A 20987-nucleotide genomic window follows, 5' to 3' on the forward strand; every position below is an offset into this window, starting at 1 on the left:
GTTTGAGCGAATGCTGGTGATGGCGTTGTTAGCGGAGTTAGCGAGGGGAGTCGGACGGTGACCGACTACGAATATTTGCTCGTCGAGAAGCCGCTCATCGAACAGCTCAAGGATATGGGTTGGGAACATCGGGCGGGAGCCGAGCATGGAGCGGTGATTCCGCTCTACCCGAAGATGTCGGACCGGGGCAGCTTCGACGAGACGATTCTCGAAGACAAGCTGCGTGACGCCATCGAGCGGATCAACGGCACCTGGCTGGATGAGCGCAAGGTGAGCCAGGCGGTCAACGCCATCATCCGGATCCCCACGACCAACCTGCTGGAAGCCAACAAGCAGGTCACAGCTCTGCTGATCAACGGCATCCCGATCGAAGACCCGACGACCGGCAAATCCCGGACCGTGCACTACATCGACTGGAAGAACCGTCCAGGCAACAACGAGTTCACCGCGATCAACCAGTTCCGGGTGGACATCCCGGGCACCGGCGGCCACAAGCAGATCGTCCCGGACGTCGTCCTCTTCGTAAACGGCATCCCCCTGGTCGTCATGGAGTGCAAGAAGACCACCGAGAGCAATCTGGACAAGGCCGTGATCCAGCTTCGTCGCTACCGCGACAGCCGTACCGGACTGTTCCGGCCGGTGCAGCTGACGGTCGCGACGAGCGGTGAGGACGCCAGGCTCGGGACGTTAACCGCCAAGCTCGAACACTACGTACCGTGGCGTGATCCGTACCCCATGACGAAGAAGCAGCTCGCCGACCGGCTGGGCAAGGCGGAAGGGCAGCTGAGCAAGCAGGAAATCCTGGTGGCCGGCGTGCTGGAGCCGGACAACCTGCTGAACATTGTCCACAACTTCGTCACCTTCATGACCACTGACGAGGGCGTCACCATCAAGGTCGCCCCCCGCTATCAGCAGTTCCGGGCGGTCGAGCGTGCGGTCGAGCGGCTGTTGACGGGCGAGCCGGGGCATCGCGGTGGCATCATCTGGCACACCCAGGGGTCGGGCAAGAGCCTCACCATGACCTTCCTGGTACGGCGGCTGCGGTCGCTGGACGGGCTGGCGCACTACAAGGTCGTGGTGGTCACCGACCGTACCCAGTTGCAGGACCAGCTCACCGAGACGATGGCGCTCAGCAACGAGAAGGTCGACGTCGCCAAGAACACGGCACGCGCCAGGACCCTGCTCGGCCGCAAGGGCCCCGGGCTGGTCTTCGTCATGATCCAGAAAAACCAGAGCGGCCAGCCCAAGGACCGCATGGAGCTGGGCGAGATCAACACCGACGAGTCGATCGTCGTACTGATCGACGAGGTGCACCGCTCGCACACCGCCGCACTTGGCGCAAACCTCCGCCAGGCCATGCCTAACGCCGCCAGGATCGGCTTCACAGGAACCCCGATCATGAAGAAGCGGGGACAGCGCAAGACCAGCGTGGAGCTGTTCGGACCGTTCATCGACACCTACCGCCTCCGCGAAGCCGAGGAGGACGGCGTGATCGTGCCGATCCTCTACGAGGGCGTCAAGGTCAAGGGCGCGCTGCAGAACGGCCAGGACATGGACGAGCTCTTCGAAGAGGAGTTCGAGGAGCTGACCGACGAGGAACGCCTGCAACTGCAGGCTCGCTGGGCCACCAAGGGCAACGTGTCGGCGGCGCGGAAGCTGGTTGACGTCAAGGCCAAGCACATGCTCCGACACTACGTGGACAAGGTGCTGCCCGAAGGCTTCAAGGCTCAGGTGGTCGCCTATGACCGGGAGACGACCGTACGCTATCGGGAAGCGCTCATGGAGGCCCGCGACGAGCTGGTCCGCGACATCGAGAAGCTTCCGCCGCACCTGCTGACGCGGAGCATCGAGGAGCTGAAGCCGCGCCAAGCCCAGCTCGCGAAGGCCCACAAGCAGCTCGACCTGTTGAAGCGGATGGACTTCGTGCCGGTGATCTCCAAGGGAGACACCGAACACGAGGACCGCTACACCGAGTGGACCGACGAGGCCAAGCAGAGAACCCGGATCGAGGGGTTCACCCGGCCGTTCGGGGAGAACGACATCGCCTTCGTCATCGTGAAGTCGATGCTGCTGACCGGGTTCGACGCGCCGATCGAGCAGGTGATGTACCTCGACCGGAAGCTGGAGATGCACGACCTGCTCCAGGCCGTGGCGCGGGTGAACCGTACGGCCGGCAACAAGCCCTTCGGGTACGTCGTGGACTACCGCGGCGTGGCCCAGAACCTGGTAGAGGCGCTGCGTATCTACGCCGACGAGGAATTCGAGACTGACGAGAGCCACGACGTCTCGGGCGCACTGCGCGATTTGAAGACGGAGATCGGAAAGCTGGAGCCGCGCCGGCAGCGGCTCCGGATGATGTTCCGCGACTACACCGACGTCGAAGGCTGCGTGCAGGAGCTGGCGGATCCGCAACTGCGTGACCGGTTCGGCGTCGAGCTGGCCCGCTTCTCCCGGACGATCAACACGGTGCTGCCCGACCCGGCGGCAACACCCTACCTGGCCGACGCCAAGCACTTCGCGGTCATCAGGCTCACCGCGAACCGGCGCTACCGGGTCGACGGCGGCGAGTTCGATCCCGACGCGTACGGACAGAAGATCAAGCTGCTCATCGACGAGCACATCACCTCGCTTGGCATCGAGCAGCAGCTGCCGCCCATCGCACTGACCGCGACGAACTTCGCCGAACAGGTTGAGGCGATGATCGGCGGCTCGCGGGCCAAGGCGTCGGAGATGGAGAACGCCATCCGGCATCACATCACCGTCCACGCCGGCCAGGACCCGGCCCGCTACCAGCTGCTGAGCGAGCGACTGGAACAGATCCTGACCGAGCTCAAGGACGACTGGGACGCCCAGTTGCTGGCGTTCAAGGACCTGATGTCCGACGTGGTGGAGGACCGGCGGGACAACCCCCACGAGTTCAGCCCCGCCGAATTCGCTCTTTATGGCGTCCTGCTTCAGGAGCTGGCCACCTCCGACGCGGACTTGGAAGACCAGCGGTTCGTCAAGGCCACCCGGAAGATCATCCGGCTGGCGGGCCGGACCATCCACCGGCACGGCTTCTGGGACAAGCGTCCCGACGTCGCCGACTTCCGCGACGAGATCTTCGAGATCCTCGTGACCGCTGACCTCGGCGATGTCCATCAGCTGGAGAAGGTGGCGGACAAGGCCCGGGACGCCGTCAAGAACAACCACGCGACGATCCCCAAAGCCTGACCCTGGCATGCTGGTGACCGTGAGTGAAATACCGGGAGTCCTGCGAGTCGGCGACCTGGAGGTCGCCGTCTCGGTGAGCGATCGGCGCAAGAGCGTGCGCCTGACCGTCGAGCGGGACGCCTCGATTACCGCGGTCGTCCCACCCCAGCTGTCGAAGTACGAGTTGACCAAGGTGGTGGAGGCCAAGAGACCCTGGCTGTACGGCAAGCTCGCGGAGAAGCGGGAGCTGGGCGACGCCCCACCCGCCAAAGAGTTCGTCACCGGCGAGGGATTCCGCTATTTGGGCCGTTCCTATCGCTTGCGCCTGGTGGACGCCGGCGAGGTGCGGCTCATCCGGGGGCGTCTGGAGCTGCCCAGAGGAGGCAGCGTGAAGGAACTCGTCGGCTGGTATCGCCGCGTCGGTCACCCCTGGCTGTCGAAACGGATGCGTCCATGGGCGACGCGGCTCGGTGTCGAGGTGAGCGGATTGCGCGTCCGACCGCTCGGTTACAGATGGGGATCGTGTTCGCGGGACGGGCATGTCAACATTCACTGGGCGACCATGCAATTGCCGCCGAGCCTGATTGACTACGTGCTTGTTCACGAGCTTGCGCATATTCAGAGGCCTGATCACGGGTCCGAGTTCTGGAGCGCCGTAGAGCGGGCGCTGCCAGGGCATGAGGATTATCGCGAGCGGCTCCGCCGTGCCGGAAATGAGCTTTGGTTGCCGGAGGAGGGGCTCTGATGCAAGACGACGTCCTGGTCAATGCCGTTGACATCGCACGGATGGCCGACGTCGGCCGGGCCGCGGTGAGCAACTGGCGCAAGCGGTTCGACGACTTTCCCCAACCTGTGGGCGGCACTGCCTCAAGTCCTGCCTTCTCCCTGAGCGAGGTGGAACAGTGGCTCCGTGATCATGATCGTTATGTCGAAGTGTCGCCGCTGGAACGGTTCTGGCAGCGCTTGCGCAGCAGCACTGACGATCTGCGTCTAGGTGAGGTAGTGGCCGAGGTCGGTGCGGTTCTGCTGGGGGAGAGCGCCGAGCTTGACGATGCCCTGGCCAGGGAGGCCCGCGAAATCGGGCAGGCGGAGGGCGCGGTCGCCGCGTTCGACGGGATCTGCGAACGCTACGTCGATCTCCATTCCCGTCGCCTGCTGGCCACTCCGCCAGCAGTGGCAAGGCTGATAACCACGATCGGTGGTACGGAGGGCGGCACGGTACTCGACCCGGCCTGTGGAATCGGCACGATATTGCTGGAAACCCGTGGCAGCCAGGTAGCGGGCCAGGAGCTGAATGAGAACGCCGCACGATTGACCAGCGTCCGGCTCCGACTTCATGGCTATGAGGCGCGGATCGAAGCCGGTGACTCGCTACGCGCCGATGCCTTCGCCGGCGTTCAGTTCGACGCCGTGGTGTGCAATCCGCCGTTCAACGAGCGCGGCTGGGGATACGAGGAGCTGACCAGCGATCCACGTTGGGAATTCGGACTGCCACCGCGCGGCGAGTCCGAACTCGCCTGGATGCAACACTGCCTGGCGCATGTGAAGCCAGGCGGGCTCGTCGTGATCATGATGCCGAGTGTGGCCGCCAATCGCCGTCCCGGCCGGCGAATCCGAGGAAATCTGCTGAGAGCTGGAACCTTGCGAGCCATCATCAGCCTCTTTCCCGGCGCCGCTCCCGCGTCCAGCGGCCCACCCGACCTGTGGGTGCTCCGCAAACCTGTCGAGGGGGATGAGCCGCCGTCGGACGTGCTGATGGTCAACGCGGGCGAGGACCTGACTCTGGCCGAGACGGCATGGCGGGCCTACTGCGAGAAGGCGGAGCTGCCGGAGAACAGCCGGGTGGTACGCATCATCGATCTTCTCGATGAAGAGGTCGATCTGACCACGAGCCATCGAGTAGTGACGCAGGAGCCCACTTCCGGATACCCCGCGATAAGTGACCGCCTGTCATCAGTGGTGAAGGAACTCAGGCTTCCTCGGATCGCGGCGAAACCCCGCCGAGACCTTGTCATGACCAACCTCGGTGAGCTGGCTCGGGCAGGAGTCGTCACCATCATGCAAGGCCCGCTCAAACTTCCGGAGGGCGGTGACCTTCCCCTGCTCACGGCGAAGGACCTCTTGCTCAACCGAGAGCCCAGCGGCCGTACTCAAGACACTTCAGGTCTTGTCCGCGTCCAGAAGGGCGACGTGATCGCCTCCCTGCTTCTTTCCAGTGGCGCGTTGCCACGGGTGATGACCCAAGCGGGTGCCGTACTCGGTTCGCAGCTTTTGCTTTTCCGAACCGATCCGGAACGTCTTGACCCCTACTTTCTGGCCGGCTGCCTACGTGCCGAAGGCACCACGGGGAGCCGTCACAGCTCGGCCGTCAGGAGGGATCCACGGCGGGCGTCGCTCCCCAGACTTCCGATCGAGGAACAGCGCCGGTACGGAGAGTCGTTCGCTCAACTTCTCGCGCTTGAGGACACAGTAAGAGCGTTGCGGGAGATCAGCGATAATCTTGTTGTCGCCGGGATCGACGGGCTTCTCGACGGGAGCCTGACCCCGGAGTAACCCCCGGGAGGCCTGGTGTCCCACTTTCTCGGCCGCTATCGGCTCGACCCGCTCAGGCTCGGCTGCGGTGGAATGGGTGAGGTGTGGGGCGCCGACGACATCGTGCTCGACCGACGAGTGGCGATCAAGTTCGTCCTTCTCCCCGATGAGGAGCTGCACCAGAGGTTCACCCGGGAGGCCAAGGCGCTGTCCAGCCTCGCTCACCCGGGTGTTCCTGCTCTGTATGACTTCGGAACGGTCGACGGCCGCCACTACATGGTCATGCAGTTCATCGACGGGAACGGTCTCCACGACGTCATCGCCGAGCACGCGCCGCTCTCCATCGGCTGGGTGGCGTCCATCGGCGCCCAGATAGCGACGGTCCTGGAGGCCGCTCATGAGCAGGGCATCCTGCACCGGGACCTGAAACCGTCCAATCTCATGCTTTGCCGAGACGGTTCGATTCGGGTCCTGGACTTCGGCCTGGCGTTCATCCATGACGCGGACATGACGATGCTCACCCAGACCGGACAGCAGCTCGGCACTGCCGCGTACATGTCTCCCGAGCAGGTCGAAGGCAAGCGGAGTACGAAGCACGCCGACGTCTACTCCATGGGCTGCGTACTCTACGAGGCGGCCACCGGCCACCCACTGTTCACTGGGCCCAACGACTACAGCGTGAAGACCCAGCACGTCACTACGTCCCCGGTGCCGGCCGGACGGCACCGGGCTGACATTCCACGTGGGCTGGACGAGCTGCTGATGGCCATGGTGGAGAAGAACCCGGCGGACAGACCTGGCAGCGTTCGCGAAGTGCACGAGCGGCTCATGCCGTACCTCTCCGGCACCGCGCCGCTGGGCGACATGACCGATACCCTCCCAAGCCCCTTGACACTCTACGCCCGCGCCCTGAGCCGCACCACCATGACCGGCCCCGCACCGCGGGCGACAGAATCCCGCGCCGTCCGAGACGATTTCAGCCTCGGCGACGCTCGTCGTGCTCGCCGCAACGCTCAAACTCTGATCAGGGAGTCCCGGTACACCGAAGCCACCTCGATGCTGGAGGAGGCCCTCGCCCGTACGCCCGACGCGCCCGGACTGCGGGAACAACTGGCCGAGGCCTATATGGGCGCGGGTGACTACCGACGAGCAGCGCAGGGATTCAGCGAGTTGGCGGCGTCGAGCGAGCCGGGGCAGGCGCTCCACTACCGGCTCCAGGAGGCCACATGTCACGCTCACCTAGGCGATGCTGACCTGGCACTGCACCTCTTGACGACGCTGCTGGCCGATGTCCCAGAAGAAGATGACCCGCAAGCCCTGGAGCTCAGGCGCCAGATCGGCGAGCTGGAGTTGAGCGCCCGCCTCTTGGATCGGGCTCGGCGTACCCTCAGCGCACTACTGGCCGATCTTGAACGAATTTATGGCGTCGAGCATGCGGCGACCGAGCGCGTGCGGCAACTGCTCACAGCAACGTGATGATCTGTAGGTCGGCTCAGCTCCTCATCAGCCGTCGCCTGACAGCCTCGGCTGGCTGCGCGGTAGAACAGCTCAGTCGATGGCTGTCTGGCTAATTGTTGAGACTCTCCTGGACAACGACCAGCTTGAGGCAATCAGGCTCCTTGTAGATGGCGTCGCACGTGCTGCCCACGACTCATTTTCGGAACCGCGCACACCTGGCCCGCCGAACATCACGGCCAGGCCCTGGCCGCAGGCGCCCTCTCTCTCGCTGTTTACGAAGGACGGATACGCGATCAGGGCCTCGCCTACATGGAGCACCCTCTTACCGTGGGAGCCATCCCGCGCGACGAGCTCCGCGCGTCTCACCCCGAAACACTGATCCTCGGCCTGCCGCATAATGCCCTCGAGGTAGCGCCGAGTTCCGAGCCCGACATCGCCAGCCGCCTGGGTCGCTTCTTCATTCAGGAGCTACGGGCGATGACGCCCGACCACCGCCTCGAAGGCCGTTCGAGGCAGCCTACGAACGAAGCCGTCTGGCGCACCAAGGTGAGAAGACTGAGCTCGAACGGGCTGGTCATCCGGTTCGCCGACCGCATCCACACCCTCTGACCTTCGCCATTCTCCAGATACCGCACGCCACCAGCGGTTTATCGCATCTCTGACACACTTCTACCTCCCACTCGCCCAGGCGGCTCAGCCGGAAGGCTCCGAACTGAGGCCGCGTACGAGGTGCTCCCAGAGAGGTACGAGTACGACCACTACCGGACCAGCGGGATGAACACCCGCATGACGCGCATCGTCCACTTCCTGGCCCCCACCGGCCACACCGGAGGCCGTGTCTACCTGCGGATGCTTCAGCGGCTGACCAGCGAGGAGATCACCTGGCGGACGGTGCCGGACTCCAAGCGCGCTGACCGGACTCGCATCTGGCGAACGGTGCGGCGGCACATGGCCGCCATCACCCCGCAGGTCCGAACCCTGCGTGACACGCCTGGTGCTTTCGTCTGGGGCGACCTCAGCCTGCCGCTCTTCACCCCCGAGAGGAGAGCCCAGACGATCTTCGTATTTCACCACTACGAGCCCTTCCAGCACGACTCCGCCCCGATCCAGCCCCAGTTGTGGCAGCAGGCTCTTCAGTGTCCTGCCACAGTGCGCGGCCGTCGTGTACGTCGCACCCAACTGGGCCCGCTTCCTCCGAGCCCGCGGCGTGGACAAGGTGCACGTCATCTACAACTCCTTCGCGGCGGGGACAAGGAGGAATGCCGAGCCGAAAATGATCTGCCACGTGACGGCCTACTGGTCTACGCCGGTAAGGCGGTACATGGGAAAGGCAGCCACCTCATCACCATGGCCACCGAGCGGGACCGACGGCTGCACGTGATCACTACCGGCGGCAACACCATCGGCCGCCTCGGCCCGCACTTCGACCTGCCCCGCCAGTAGTACCTCCGCCTGCTACGCGCCCGCGACGTCGGCGTGTTCGTTCCTGAGACAGCCGAAGGCTGGAGCCGCTGCGCTGCTGAGGCGCTCCTGGCTGGCCTGACGTGTCTCCTCCAGCCGATCGCCGGCCTGGGCGACCTCACCGAGCTGACGGGCCAGCCCACCCCCGATCTTCACGACTCGCGCAGCGGCTACACGAGCGCGCCGCGGTACCACCGGAGGACATGAAACTCGCCCACGACGCTCTCGCCCACTACAACCTCAACTACTTCCAGCGAGAGTGGAGCACCCTGCTGGCGACGGTCACCTAGAGTTCGGACAGTCGCAGCAGGGCAGCATCGAGGCGTGCCAGTGTCCGATCGCGGCCTAGGAGTTCAAGGGACTCAAACAGTGGCAGTCCGACTGTCCGGCCCGTGACCGCGACGCCCATACCGGTGGCCTGGCGCCCAGCGCTTCCCACAGCAGCTGCTGTTTGGGCGTGTTCGACAGGTGTTCCTCGCCCCGGACCACCCGCGTGATGCCCTCATCCAGGTCATCGACCACGTTGGCCAGCAGGAACACCGGCGATCCGTCGCCCCGGGCGATCACGAAGTCCTCGATCGCGCTGTTGGGGAAGATCGGCTTGCCGCGGACGAGATCCTCCACCACGGTCTCGCCCTCGTCCGGTGTACGGAACCGCAGCGCCCGTCCCTCGGCGAGCTCCAGCCCGCGCTCACGGCAGAACCCGTCATAACCCAGATGCTCGGACCCGGTCCGCTCCTTGAGCTGCTCACGGGTGCAGTCGCAGTAGTACGCCCGCCCGGCCGCGTACAGCCGCAGGGCCGCTTCCTGGTGCCGCTCGGCGTTGTCGGACTGGAAGTACGGCCCCTCGAAGGCAGGATCGGCGGTACTGATCCCTATCGCCGCCAGGGCGTCGATGATGCCCTGGGTCCACTCCGGCCGATTACGGGCTGTGTCGGTGTCCTCGATGCGGAGCACGAACGTACCCCCCGATTGTCGCGCCACCGCCCAGTTGTACAGAGCCGACCGCGCGCCACCCACATGGAACATTCCAGTAGGAGAAGGCGCGAAACGCACGCGAACCAGAGACCCAGACACGCGGTAACCCTACCTACTGGACCGCGGGAGTTTAGGAAGATTTCCGCTGCTGAGAACCATGACTCCATGCGGACAAGCGGGAACTCCGTCCGCGGTGAGCGGGCGCCTGAACGCGCCATGTCCAGTGGCGCGTCCAGAACCTGATGCGACACGTACGTTTCGGGCTGGCGACATCGAGGTGGACAACCACGTCCCGCACGACGACACCGGGATCGGCGAGCGGTCGAGTCGCCGCCATGTGCCCCCTCCTGACGAAGGGGATCATGGCGGTGGCGAGTACCAGCTGATGCAAGAACGCCAGTCTGGCGGGTACCCGATGAGTTCACTTACATTAACGCCGCTCGCGGATGAGCGTATCCAGCGAAAAGAGGCGCGTCAATGAATCGGACAACTATCTCTTCATGTCCAATTCATGTACAATCTAGACCCTTTTCTGTGGCTCTTGACCTTCTGCCCGGTAACTCATTACGATCCAATCCGCTCCAGTTCGTGGGAACGGGCACACTTCTTCGTTGGCGACGGTTGGCGTGGAGATTTTCCGTGGACAAAGTCGGGCCATTCGCGCGGTGCCTCGAGGTACTGATCGAAGATTCGGAGCGGATGGGCCGAATCTCTCGCGGTCACGCTGTCAGTGTCGCTGGTCGCCGAGGCCTTAGTCCTGAGGACACCGCTCGGCTTATCGACGCTCTCGCCAAGCGGGAGGTTCTAGAAGACGGCGAAGAGACTCCGCGATCTTCCTCTTTCGCCGGCGCGAAGCCCCCAGTCGACGGCCCCGGGCGTCGCGGCCTGCGGCTTAACTCCGAGATTCCGACTCGGATGGGCGCGCATCGAATCCTCAACGCTGAAGATGAGGTTGAACTGGCGCGCCGTATTCAAATGGGAATACGCGCGAGGGAGGCTCGTGAGGCGGGGGAGTCGACTGGCCGGCTCGACGAACTGATCACGGATGGAGACCGAGCTCGCCAGTATTTGATCGCTAGCAATGTTCGACTGGCGATCAGTATAGCCAGGGGCTTTCTCCCGTCGGCAGGAGACCTCGAACTTGACGATCTAATTCAAGAAGGAATATTTGGCCTCGATCGAGCTGCCGTGAAATTCGACCCTCAACTCGGTTACAAATTCTCCACATATGCCACATGGTGGGCCAAGCAAACCATCTCCAGGGCGATATGTAATCAGAGTACCGCCATCCGACTCCCCGTCCATGTCTGGGAGCAGGTCAATGAGATCCGCCGCTACGCTCGGGGTTTCGAGGTTCGCAACGGAACAGCCCCGACGATCCTGGAAATCGCCACCGCGTTGGGAAAGAGTGCCGGCACCATCAAAGCGATCATGGATTACGCGGCGCCAGTCGTCCACCTCGACGCCCCCCTCAATACCGAGGGAGGGGAGCTGACTTCCCTCGGGGAGCTTGTCTTGCACAGCCTCACGGATTCCGTGGAAGACAAGGTGATCGAAATCGAAATGCGTAACGCCATTCACAAGCGGATTGAGTTCATCGCTTCTGGATATGACCGACGGTTCCTGCGGATACTCGAAGGCCGGTGCGGGTTCAACGGGCACGAGGAGATGACCCTGGAGCAGCTGGGACAGGAGTTCGGCATCTCGCGTGAACGGGTTCGCCAGCTTGAGAAGAAGGTGAAGGAACGCATCCGGTCCGACGCGGTTCTCGTGCAACTCGCTCGCGACTTCAAGGAGGGTCTACATGGAGCGGCCTGAAGCCTATCGGCGCTTCGTGACCTGGCTCGACGATCAGGTCACTGTGGTTGGCCGAGGCGACGATCTCTTCACTCTCGACACCAGCCCCGCCGGCCGGTTCTGGCTCGGTCGGGTGGCTCCCGAGACGGAGACCGCTCAGGGCATGAAGCGAGAGCGCCGCATGGACCCCTGCGCGGTGGGCATGCGTGTGCGGCCCACCTCGGTCGGCCCCTGGTCGTTCAACGTCCGCGTGAAAGCCGCGGCGTGGAACTGTGTCGACTCCAAGGACGACCTCTGGACTAAGACCGAACGGATCGATGTCATGGTCCCCGTAGAGGTGAGGCCCAACGCCGAGGCGGAGAGATTCGGGACAGGTTCGATCTCCAACGCCCTAGCGGCAGCGGGAGCCAACGGCCTCATGGCCCAAGTGCGTGTGACTGACGATTCCTGGCGCGGGGCGCCAGAGCTCGTGATCGAGCTCGTCAACATCACCCCGGAGACCGCCCGCCCCCGAGGCGAACGGCATCTGTTCGAAGTCGAGATCGAGGTCACTGGCCTGGAGACGGCACCTTTCATTCTGGAGTCCCTGCCGGATAGCTTCCGCTACGACCGACGGATGCCCGCTCTCGGCATCAACTGCGGAGTCGAGGTCACGACCGCGGGCGCTCTGAGGACGACGGATACCTTGGTCGTCGAACGGCGCCGCCCCGAGTACACCTTCGACGGGACATCTCCAGACCGGTTGGACCTCACTTTTCGAGGACTAGCGGCCGATCCGGTCTCGAAGGTGGCGGAACTCATCGAGGCGTATCGTCGCTGGGGCGAGGTCCACTGGTCGAACCAACGGTTGGAGGAGCGGCAAGCCGCGGAGGCGTGGAACCCGGAGATGTTAGAGGAGGCACGAGCCGCCGCCGAGGATCATCAGGAGGAGCTTTCCCGGCTTCGACGAGGTCTTGACGCTCTCCAGCGGGACGTGAAGCTCCTGCGCGCGTTCTCTCTCATGAACCTCGCGATGGACAAGGCCTCTCACGGAGCCTATGACCGCTGGCGCCCGTTCCAGCTCGGCTTCATCCTGTCCGTTCTTCCCAGCTTCAGCGACGTTGGTCCTGATGGGGATTTCGTGGAGACCGTCTGGTTCGCCACGGGAGGCGGCAAGACCGAGACCTACCTAGGTCTCCTCGTACTGACCGCCTTCTACGACAGGCTCCGAGGCAAGGTGACGGGCATCAGCGCGTGGAGCCGGTTCCCGCTCCGGATGCTGTCCCTCCAGCAGACCCAGCGCTTCGCCGACGCCCTGGCCGCCGCCGAGCTGGTCCGACGCGAGGAGCAGGTGAGAGGCGCTCCGATCTCCCTTGGGTACTTCGTAGGAGCCGGCGCCACTCCCAACGAGATCCCCAAGGCTCCAACGGAGAGCAACCCGATCGATGTCGACGACGACGGCATGCCGGAGCGTTACCGAATCCTTAGCGTTTGCCCGTTCTGCCAGTCAAAGCAGGTCATCACCAAGTTCCACCGTGGTAACTGGACGTTGCGACACATCTGCTTGGCCGATGATTGCCCGATGAAGGGTGACCCGCTCCCCCTCTTCATCGTGGACCAGGAGATCTACCGCTTCCTTCCCACGGTCGTCATCGGAACACTCGACAAGGCGTCCCTGATCGCCATGCAGGCGAACATGCGAGGGTTCGTCGAAGGTCCTTCCGGGCGTTGCGCCGAGCGGATGCACGGCTATACGTACGCCAAGCGGTCTAGTCGGCCCAACGGCTGCCTGGTGCCCGACTGTCAGGCGACGGTGGAGCCGATCAGCGCTCATGACCGGAAGCGATTCGCGCCGTCTTTTCGTCTACAGGACGAGTTGCACCTTCTGCGCGACTCCCTCGGCGCGGTCGACTCGCATTACGAGTCGCTCTTGGACTTTCTGCAGTTGGAACTGACCGGCACGCGTCCCAAGATCATCGCCTCGTCCGCGACCCTTACGGGATACGAGCGGCAGGTCGATGTCCTCTACCAGCGAGAAGGCCGCGTCTTCCCGGTGCCCGGACCTTCAGCGGGCGAGTCCTTTTGGAGCAGGGAGACCGACAACCTCCTGCGTCGTTTCGTCGCTGTGTGGCCGCGCGGAGTGACGCTGGAGTGGGTCTCGGACCGGACGACGACCATCCTCCAACAGTCTGTCCGTCGGCTTCTCGAGGACCCCGAAGTGGTCTGTGGCGAGGTGGGCGTACCCACCCTCTACGCGCCGGAGCTCCTCGACCTCTACGGGACAAACGTCATCTACGGCAATACCGTTCGGGACGTCGAGGCGGCGCGGCGTTCGCTGGGGACTCAGGTCCCTGTCGAACCCTTGAACGTTGTCGCCCTCACAGGACAGGCGGCCTTCGACGAGGTCCGAGAAGCGCTAGAGAGGCTGCAGAATCCCGAACCCAACTTCGCGGAACGCATCCACACCGTCACGGCCTCTTCCATGATGTCGCACGGCGTGGACATCAATCGGTTGAACATCATGACCGTGCTCGGCGTCCCGCTGACGACCGCCGAGTTCATCCAGGCCACCGCCCGCGTTGGACGCTCGCACCCCGGCCTCGTGTACGTCATCCATAAGATCGGCCGAGAGCGCGACGCGACCGTCTACTCCCACTTCGGCCCTTTCATCCACCAAGGAGACCGCTTCGTCGAGCCCATTCCCGTCACCCGTTCGAGCCGACGGGTCCTGCAGCTGACCACTCCAGCGGCCATCGAGTCCCGCAGGCTTTTCATCCACGAGCCCAAATCCCCCGCTCAACGCCTCACAACGGTCGACCTGCTCCGCAAGTACTTCGCCATGACCGGCATCGGAAGCGAAGGGGAGGCCCTCGCCTGCGCGATCGCTCTGGGTATCGACGAAACCCAGCACATGGCTTTCGCCGACATCCAACAGCAACTCAACGCCTACTTCATGCGACTGGAGGATCACGGATTCGGAGCTAGGTTTCCCAACGAACTCTTCGACCAGGGACGAAAGCCCATGCGGTCCTTGCGCGATGTCGAGGCGCAGATACCCGTAAGCGACGACTAGGAGGTTCACCCTGATGAAAGACCAGCGCAGTGGATCCCAGGTCCTTTATGGTCTACTCCCCGAGCAGACCGCGGACCTGCGCGGAGGCATCTGGAAGTCGGCCGAATGGAAAGGCGCCATCACAATCGATGTAGAGGACAGCATGGTCCGCCAACGCCTGATCGACGAGATGAGCGGCTGGGTCGCCGGCGGACTGGACCCCGGGGTTGTGAAGTCCTTGTGGGCGGGCACGGAAATCGAGGTCGTGCGTGTCAATCCCAAGCAAGGAGTTCGGGTCGAACGTTTCCCGGAGGTCTGGGTATGCCAAGTCTGCCGAAGAGTGGAGACCGGCAAGAGGCCGAAGGCGTGCGGGGCCGGGCATGATTCGCTCCGACAGCTCCATTTCGTCGGCTTCCACGAATGCGGCCGTCTGGAGGCTCCGATCATCCCCCGTTGCCCGACGCACGGCGAGACCAGAATGCGTCACCAGTCCAGTATCGAGGCCGCGAAGATAACATTCGACTGTCCAGTATGCGAGAACGTCCTGCGGAGAGGCTTCGGGCACCGCGCCTGCCCGTGCGGGAAGTCCTACTCCGACCGTAAGAACGGCAAGAACATCACGTACAACGTCCATCGAGCCGCGAGCGTCTACTCTCCCCAGACCTTCGTGCTGATCAACCCTCCCAGCCGGGAGAGGATGCGAAAGATCATCGCTGGTGGAGGCAAGCGTAGATCCTTGATCTGGGCACTCAGCGGCTTCGAGGGTTCACCCGACATCAACAGAGCTACTGAATCCTCCATCGTGGACGCGCTGATGGCCCAAGGCATCCCCCGCGCCGTCGCGGAGAAAATGGCCGAGGTCGCGAACAAGGAAGGGCATCTCGCCTCAGAGGACACCTTGGGCCTGCTGGCAGGCGCACCCAGTGAACTCATCGATGCCGCGGAGCGCGAGGCCGTCGACATCGCGCTCGCCACGAGCGAGTCGCGAGCTTTGGTCACAGACCTGATCACCGCCAAGACCACGTCGTCCCACCGGAAGCTGTTGGAGCATGACTACCCCGTCTCGATGAACCGAGCCGGCCTCACCGGCGTAGACCTGATTGACCGGTTTCCGGTGCTCAAGGCCGTGTACGGGTTCACACGAGGAGGCATGGATCCTGGTTCCGCCCGCCTCAGTCGGTTCCACGGCGCGGGTTCGAGCTATCGCGTCTACGCCGACCTCCAGCAAGCGGAAGCTCTCATGTTCCAACTCGACGCCGCGCGAGTGTACCGATGGCTCCTCGCGCGTGGTCATGACATCCCTTCCGCCACAGGAGGGCGCGCCATTCGGGAGGCGATCGCGGCCTCGGCGAAGGTTCCAAGCCGCTTCACCCAGCCGGAAGAAGTGCCCTCCTTGGGCGAGGATCTCCTAGCCCTCGTTCATTCCTACTCCCACCGGGTCATACGCCAACTCTCCGTCTTCGCCGGCGTCGATCGCGAGGGTCTCGGAGAGTACCTCGTACCTCGCCACCTGACATTCTTCATTTTCGCCGCCACCCGCGGAGACTTCGTCCTTGGCGGCCTCCAAGCCGTCTTCGAGAACGACCTCCATCACTTCCTGAACACCCTCGTCCACGCCGAATCTCGATGCCCGCTAGACCCCGCCTGTGAACGCAACGGTGGCGCCTGCCACGCCTGCATGCATCTTGGCGAGCCAACCTGCGACCACTTCAACCGTTTCCTGGACCGCAAGGTGCTCTTCGGTTCTTCCGGCTACCTCGCCGCGCCGGTCAAATCCGCTGGAGACGACGGTGGATGTAGGTGAGATCGAGGCCGCAATGCTCGGCGATCGCGGCCTGAGTCGCCCTTTCGGTCGCCGACACGCTGATCCCATCCTGCTCCGTGACGATCACCAGCGGTCTCTCCGACATGGTGATCGCCTTGTTCAGGGCCGCCCAGATCAGGTCTCTGAAGGTGTTGGGGCGTCCCCAGCACACATAACGCGTTGATGCTCTAGCCGCGGCCAGGCAGTGCATGGGCTTATCGTCCACGCTGTTGGGGACAACGATCCATTCGGGACCAAGGGCCTGCCCGATCAGGACATCCGGGCCGGGGAACCGGCTGCGCGCGTACTTCGCGGTGCTGCCAAAGCCCTCCTGCGCGCGGGCGTACTCCTTCATCGGGGTGTCCTTGATCCACGTCCCCATCCGGTGGTCGTCGAAGAACTCACGCAGGATCCCGCCCACACGAGAGTCCTCGATCCACTTCTGGTACTGGCGCTTCTTCTCGCTGGCTGAGAGAAGTTCCCAGTTCAGCTCGTCCGCCTGGCGGTAGAGCTCGGTGATGACGTGCTCGCGGATCACTTCTGGAATCTCGGACATGGCTACCAACCCGGGGGGATGAACGGATCAGGAAACTGGAGGCGAGCGTCATCGTACGCGGTCTCCAAGGACGCGGCGTCCTTGATCCATTCGTTCATGAGTGAGTCGACGCGCTGATCGGAGAACTCGATGGAGGAGCGGGCGAAGTCCGCGAGCACCTCGATGTCATCGGCTTCGAGCTCGCGCCGGAGGTTGAGCGCTGCGGCGATGCGCCGCAGGTCGCTGACGAAGTCGAGCACGACCACCCGTTCCTTGCCCTCCCGTAGCCGAAGTCCTCGCCCGAGCTGCTGGACGAAGATACGCCGGCTGTGTGTGACGCGAGCGAAACAGAGGATATTGACATCGGGAACGTCCACGCCCTCGTTGAGGATGTCGACCGAGGTGAGGATGGGCACTTGACCCGATCTAAAGGCCAGCAGGCGAGTCTGTCGTTCACGTTTGGGCAGAGCGGCGTGGATGGCCAAGACATTGGGCCACGGGGCGTTCCGGCGTAGCAGATCGGCTAGGCGCTCGGCGTGTTCGATGGTACGGCAGAAGACGAGCGCGCGAGGCCGAGGAACACCGCCCCAAACCGACGCCAGCTCGTCGCGGATCGCCTCATCGCGCTGAGGCAAGAAGAGCTTGGAGTTGAGATCCCCGACGCTGTACTCGTTGCGGCTTGCCTCGCGGACGGCGTCCCAGTCGATGTTGTCGACGAACAGGCGGTAGTCCACCTGGGCCAGGTAGCCCTGACGCATGCCTTCCTCGACGCCGCAAGTGAACGAGGCCTCCCCGAACCGCTGGGTGATGTCGTACTCATCTCCGCGCCAGGGAGTCGCGGTGACGCCAAGTTGTCGGGAGTCAGTGAGGCTGTCCAGCAGCTCACCGTACTGACCGTTTTCCCCGACGTGGTGACACTCGTCCACCACGACTAGGGCTGGACGATATCCACGCCGCACCGCGTAGAGCGCGCTGGCGAGCGTCGCGAAGGTCGCCCCGGTAAGATCATCTGGACGCTCCTCGCCGGTGAGCAGTCTCGTCTTCACGCTCTTGGGCAGGTGTCTCCACAGCGCTCGCTCCAACTGGTCCACCAAGTCCTTGGTATGGGCGACGACCAGCACTTGGTCATCGGGAAACCGTTGGAGGTGCTGGTTGATGACCTCCCCGCTGACCACGGTCTTGCCCATGCCAGTGGCGAGGATGAGCAGCGCGCGAGATGTCTCCTCGAGAGACTGGTTCAGCCCTTGGCAGGCGTCGGCTTGGTACGGCCGAAGACGTACTTCGCTGAAGCGGTCGGGAACCTTCGCGAAGGCCTGATGCAGGGTAAGCCCGGACCATAGATTGATCCGTGGCGCGAGAAGGGCGAGCTGATCAACCCGGCGGATAGCGTCGGCGCTGATCCGGGTATTGGTGACGACCGCGGCCTTGGTCGCGCGGTAGGTGTCGCGGGCGCGCGCCACCTCGTCGATAGCGCTCGCGCCGACAGCGCCGTTCTTCTTCCACTTGCACTGCAGAACCCAGGTCTGGGTGCCTCGCCTGCCAAGGAGGTCGCCGCCCTCGTCGCCAGAGCCGTCGATGTTCGCGACGTCAGCGAAACCGAGGTGCCACATCAGGCGTTCGACCTGTCTGGGGAACTGATGGGGGCCAAGCTCCAGCAAAAACGGCGGGTCGAGGAAACCGGTCATCGCGAGCCCTCACTCCGCGTCAGCGAGATCGGCTTCGACCAGCAGACAGCTCAGCCGTACGCGCTGGAGTTCGATGGTGCCGAGCCGGGGCTGGCGTTCCATGAGCGCCAGGTCGCTCACGTAGCCCACCAACCGCGAGACGATGAGTGAGCGCGAGATATCGTCGGTGAGATTGACGTACGCGCGCTTGAAGACCTTGCCGTCCAGGAACGCCTCGGGACGCCTCTCAAGAAGGCGGACCAGCCCGCTGGCGGGCAGGTAGAGGACGAAATCGCCGGACTCGACGACCGTTTCCCAGGCGGCGTCGCCCGCCTCGACCGCGAAACGCCGCTGTGCCAGCGTCCGCTCCGACTCCTGGAGCATGTCCCAGTACGCCGAAGGCGCTCCCTTGATCTCCCGCTGCATCGCGTCACGCAAGCGGTCGAGAAGTCTGCTCGCGCGGTTGGCGAGAACGTCTGGGGTGACCTTCTGATCGACCGCCCTGCTCTTGATCTCGAAGAGCGCGGCGGAGAGTGGTTTGGGGTCCCGGCCGGTGGGCGCGCCTCGCACCCGCATGTACTCCGCGACCTCGATCATGGCGATATCTCGCATCTCGATGCCGTAGTCGGTGAGCAACGGGTGGTTGGCCGCGATGAAGATCTCTAGCCTGGGGGCACGTGCCATCTGCCGAAAGGCTGGAACTGGGTTGCCGGCGGGGTCGGTGAGTTCACGCTCGCGCACAGCCCATGCTGTCAGCTCGACGTATCCGAGCTCGGGTGCCTCGTAGCGACCCGCTAGGTCGACTATTTGAGCCGCGTTGTCGCGGTATCGCGCCAGTCGCTGATCGAGGGTCTCCACGGGATCCGACGGGGCCGGCGGGGGAGCGGCTGTAGGCGTGGTGGATCCGCCGGGAGCAGATCCCCTCTGATCTTCGGGATCAAAGGTGACTGGGTCGTCGAGGCCCATTTCGCCGAAGACATCCTCGGGGTCGCCAGCGGGCTCGGGTACAACGGGGTGATCGTGTTGGTAGGCGGCGTCGTACCAGATTTGGTCCGTCTGATAGTCGGGGTGACCATCGCGGAATTTCCTCGCCCACTCGACGGCTTTGTCGAACAGCGCCTGTCGGCCGTCGCCGGGGACCAGATAGTTCAGTCCGGGGTCCTCGCGGCGATATCCCGTGTAGAGCTTGGCGAGCGGGCTCTCGTTCTGGGGGAGCCCCAGCCGTTTGGCGATCTTCTCGCGGAGCGGGCTGTCTCCTCGAAGCGAGCGGATGATCATGCGCCACTCGGGGCTGTCGTATTCGAAGGCGTTCTTTTGGTAGTTGACCTGTACGTGATCACAGTGGATCTCGCCCACGAAGCGACCGCGATGGCGCTGGGAGTCGATCGGATACTCCAGATCCTGCTCGAGAGTGTCTGGATCCTCCCAGTAGAACAAACGCTTGCTTCGAATGAGGATCTTGCGGCCGTTTCGAAGGAAGTCGATGCCGTAGTCGGTCTTGTGCAGGTAGCGCTGCACGCCAATCCATCCCCAGATCCGGCGTTCCCGCAGATCAAGCCTTCCGCTCTGGCAATCGTCGCACTCCTCGACCCACTCTTTGTTCCAGCGCCCACAGTCCCTGCATGCTTTGGCGGGCGGGAGCTGGCGATCGATCTTGATTATCGCCGGGATGTCAGCACCGCTTCGCGTGACGGTCCGGGACTCATCCCATACGCATGGCACCCTCGGGGCGACCCTCTTGCGGTTCACCGTGATGACGAAGCCGTGTTCGCGGAGCAAGTAGCTGTAGACGTCGCCGAGCTGTTCACGGATCTTGCTCTCCTGCCTGGAGAGCGCTTCCCACTGATCCGACTTCAGCCTACTGATCACGATCTGGGTGCCGTGTTCGTTGATGTCGTCCTTCGGCTCGTGCCGGACCGGCACCCGATAGTCATCGCCGCCAGCCAACTGCTCTAGGTCCAGGGTGATGACCGTCCACGATGGGTCGCCCGCGCGGGTGGTCTTGATGGTGGTGAGTCGGCCAAGGCGGGCTGTGGCGATGTTGAAGCCCATCCCGTACAGGCCGAGCGAGCCGTACCTGCTGTTGCTCGTCCATCCCGCGCGCACCGCGTTGGTCAGCGTTTCGAGATCCATGCCACGGCCGTTGTCGCGAATCCACACCTCGGCGGTACGCACGTCACTGGTCCGTCCGGGCAAAGACACGGTGACGGTAGGTCGCTCGCCGGCGCGCGAGTCCGGTTCTTGGGCCAAGAAGTCGTCGAAGGAGTTGTCGATCAACTCGGCCAGGCACTGCCACTGGGAGAACTCGATGTCCCCCAGGACGGACAAGATCCTTCCATGCGGCCGCACATTGGCTTCGAGCGACACGTCGTTCTCCTTCTGGGGTGGGTCGGCTTCGACGTCCGGTCAGACGCGCCTACTGTGTGCGGCCGCGCCAGGATTCTCAGCCTAGCTACGGGCTGCGACAGAAACGGCCCTGCCGAGCGTTCCTGAGATCCTTCATCGTCGAGCCCGCTACCGAAGATCCTCGGTAGC

Annotated in this window: 13 protein-coding genes and 1 pseudogene; 9 read left to right on the top strand and 5 right to left on the bottom strand. The window is 63.9% G+C overall.

Annotated features, from left to right (window positions below):
* The first annotated feature begins 57 nt into the window (after positions 1 to 57).
* From ACWEJ6_RS40930 to ACWEJ6_RS40955, 6 genes are all read left to right on the top strand, one after another.
* Positions 58 to 3213, top strand: coding sequence for a type I restriction endonuclease subunit R (locus tag ACWEJ6_RS40930; protein WP_452430971.1), 3156 nt, complete (start codon positions 58 to 60; stop codon positions 3211 to 3213).
* A gap of 7 nt (positions 3214 to 3220) precedes the next feature.
* Entirely contained in the window at positions 3221 to 3937 is a 717-nt protein-coding gene (locus ACWEJ6_RS40935) for a M48 family metallopeptidase (protein WP_452430973.1), read from the top strand.
* Complete coding sequence (locus ACWEJ6_RS40940) at positions 3937 to 5745, top strand: N-6 DNA methylase (protein WP_452430975.1); 1809 nt, start codon at positions 3937 to 3939, stop codon at positions 5743 to 5745. Before ACWEJ6_RS40935 ends, ACWEJ6_RS40940 begins: the two co-directional genes overlap by 1 nt.
* 15 nt (positions 5746 to 5760) lie before the next feature.
* Positions 5761 to 7200: a protein kinase domain-containing protein gene (locus tag ACWEJ6_RS40945; RefSeq protein ID WP_452430977.1), complete on the top strand. Its 1440-nt coding sequence runs from the start codon at positions 5761 to 5763 to the stop codon at positions 7198 to 7200.
* A 309-nt stretch (positions 7201 to 7509) separates the two neighbouring features.
* Entirely contained in the window at positions 7510 to 7791 is a 282-nt protein-coding gene (locus ACWEJ6_RS40950) for a hypothetical protein (RefSeq protein ID WP_452430979.1), read from the top strand.
* A 177-nt stretch (positions 7792 to 7968) separates the two neighbouring features.
* The gene (locus ACWEJ6_RS40955; protein ID WP_452430981.1) at positions 7969 to 8625 is read left to right on the top strand and encodes a hypothetical protein; all 657 of its coding nucleotides are present in this window, start codon (positions 7969 to 7971) and stop codon (positions 8623 to 8625) included.
* Between the two features lie 304 nt (positions 8626 to 8929).
* On the opposite strand, the gene ACWEJ6_RS40960 is transcribed toward ACWEJ6_RS40955, so the two are convergent.
* Both ACWEJ6_RS40960 and ACWEJ6_RS40965 read right to left on the bottom strand, forming a co-directional pair.
* Positions 8930 to 9052 carry a hypothetical protein gene (locus ACWEJ6_RS40960; RefSeq protein WP_452430983.1) on the bottom strand — a complete coding sequence of 41 codons (123 nt, stop codon included), beginning with the start codon at positions 9050 to 9052 and terminating at the stop codon, positions 8930 to 8932.
* Positions 9046 to 9720 (bottom strand): annotated as a pseudogene (locus tag ACWEJ6_RS40965) (glutamate--tRNA ligase); the annotation flags it as partial. The gene ACWEJ6_RS40960 and the pseudogene ACWEJ6_RS40965, both read right to left, overlap by 7 nt.
* A gap of 816 nt (positions 9721 to 10536) precedes the next feature.
* Between ACWEJ6_RS40965 and ACWEJ6_RS40970 the strand changes: the two are divergent.
* Genes ACWEJ6_RS40970 through ACWEJ6_RS40980 form a run of 3 tightly spaced genes read left to right on the top strand, consistent with a single transcriptional unit; the run spans position 10537 to position 16253 of the window.
* On the top strand, positions 10537 to 11439 hold the full coding sequence (locus ACWEJ6_RS40970; protein ID WP_452430985.1) for a sigma-70 family RNA polymerase sigma factor: 903 nt from the start codon (positions 10537 to 10539) through the stop codon (positions 11437 to 11439).
* Positions 11426 to 14470: a helicase-related protein gene (locus ACWEJ6_RS40975; RefSeq protein WP_452430987.1), complete on the top strand. Its 3045-nt coding sequence runs from the start codon at positions 11426 to 11428 to the stop codon at positions 14468 to 14470. Before ACWEJ6_RS40970 ends, ACWEJ6_RS40975 begins: the two co-directional genes overlap by 14 nt.
* Before the next feature lie 13 nt (positions 14471 to 14483).
* Positions 14484 to 16253, top strand: coding sequence for a hypothetical protein (locus ACWEJ6_RS40980; protein WP_452430989.1), 1770 nt, complete (start codon positions 14484 to 14486; stop codon positions 16251 to 16253).
* On the opposite strand, the gene ACWEJ6_RS40985 is transcribed toward ACWEJ6_RS40980, so the two are convergent.
* The 3 genes from ACWEJ6_RS40985 to ACWEJ6_RS40995 are packed head-to-tail and all read right to left on the bottom strand — an operon-like array spanning position 16219 to position 20819.
* Complete coding sequence (locus ACWEJ6_RS40985; protein WP_452430991.1) at positions 16219 to 16809, bottom strand: hypothetical protein; 591 nt, start codon at positions 16807 to 16809, stop codon at positions 16219 to 16221. The genes ACWEJ6_RS40980 and ACWEJ6_RS40985 overlap by 35 nt on opposite strands.
* Positions 16810 to 16811: 2 nt before the next feature.
* Positions 16812 to 18473 (bottom strand): DEAD/DEAH box helicase family protein, encoded by a 1662-nt coding sequence (locus ACWEJ6_RS40990; RefSeq protein WP_452430993.1) that lies wholly within the window; start codon positions 18471 to 18473, stop codon positions 16812 to 16814.
* 9 nt (positions 18474 to 18482) lie between these two features.
* Positions 18483 to 20819 (bottom strand): ATP-binding protein, encoded by a 2337-nt coding sequence (locus ACWEJ6_RS40995; protein WP_452430995.1) that lies wholly within the window; start codon positions 20817 to 20819, stop codon positions 18483 to 18485.
* Positions 20820 to 20987: the final 168 nt, after the last annotated feature.

It is taken from the genome of Nonomuraea sp. NPDC004702, assembly GCF_053601695.1.

Bases quoted from the DNA above. Each gene is read 5' to 3' on its own strand.
- ACWEJ6_RS40960 (WP_452430983.1), bottom strand. From the start codon at position 9,052: ATGGGCGTCGCGGTCACGGGCCGGACAGTCGGACTGCCACTGTTTGAG.
- ACWEJ6_RS40935 (WP_452430973.1), top strand. From the start codon at position 3,221: ATGCTGGTGACCGTGAGTGAAATACCGGGAGTCCTGCGAGTCGGCGAC.
- ACWEJ6_RS40940 (WP_452430975.1), top strand. From the start codon at position 3,937: ATGCAAGACGACGTCCTGGTCAATGCCGTTGACATCGCACGGATGGCC.
- ACWEJ6_RS40970 (WP_452430985.1), top strand. From the start codon at position 10,537: ATGGGCGCGCATCGAATCCTCAACGCTGAAGATGAGGTTGAACTGGCG.
- ACWEJ6_RS40955 (WP_452430981.1), top strand. From the start codon at position 7,969: ATGACGCGCATCGTCCACTTCCTGGCCCCCACCGGCCACACCGGAGGC.
- ACWEJ6_RS40990 (WP_452430993.1), bottom strand. From the start codon at position 18,473: ATGACCGGTTTCCTCGACCCGCCGTTTTTGCTGGAGCTTGGCCCCCAT.
- ACWEJ6_RS40985 (WP_452430991.1), bottom strand. From the start codon at position 16,809: ATGTCCGAGATTCCAGAAGTGATCCGCGAGCACGTCATCACCGAGCTC.
- ACWEJ6_RS40975 (WP_452430987.1), top strand. From the start codon at position 11,426: ATGGAGCGGCCTGAAGCCTATCGGCGCTTCGTGACCTGGCTCGACGAT.
- ACWEJ6_RS40980 (WP_452430989.1), top strand. From the start codon at position 14,484: ATGAAAGACCAGCGCAGTGGATCCCAGGTCCTTTATGGTCTACTCCCC.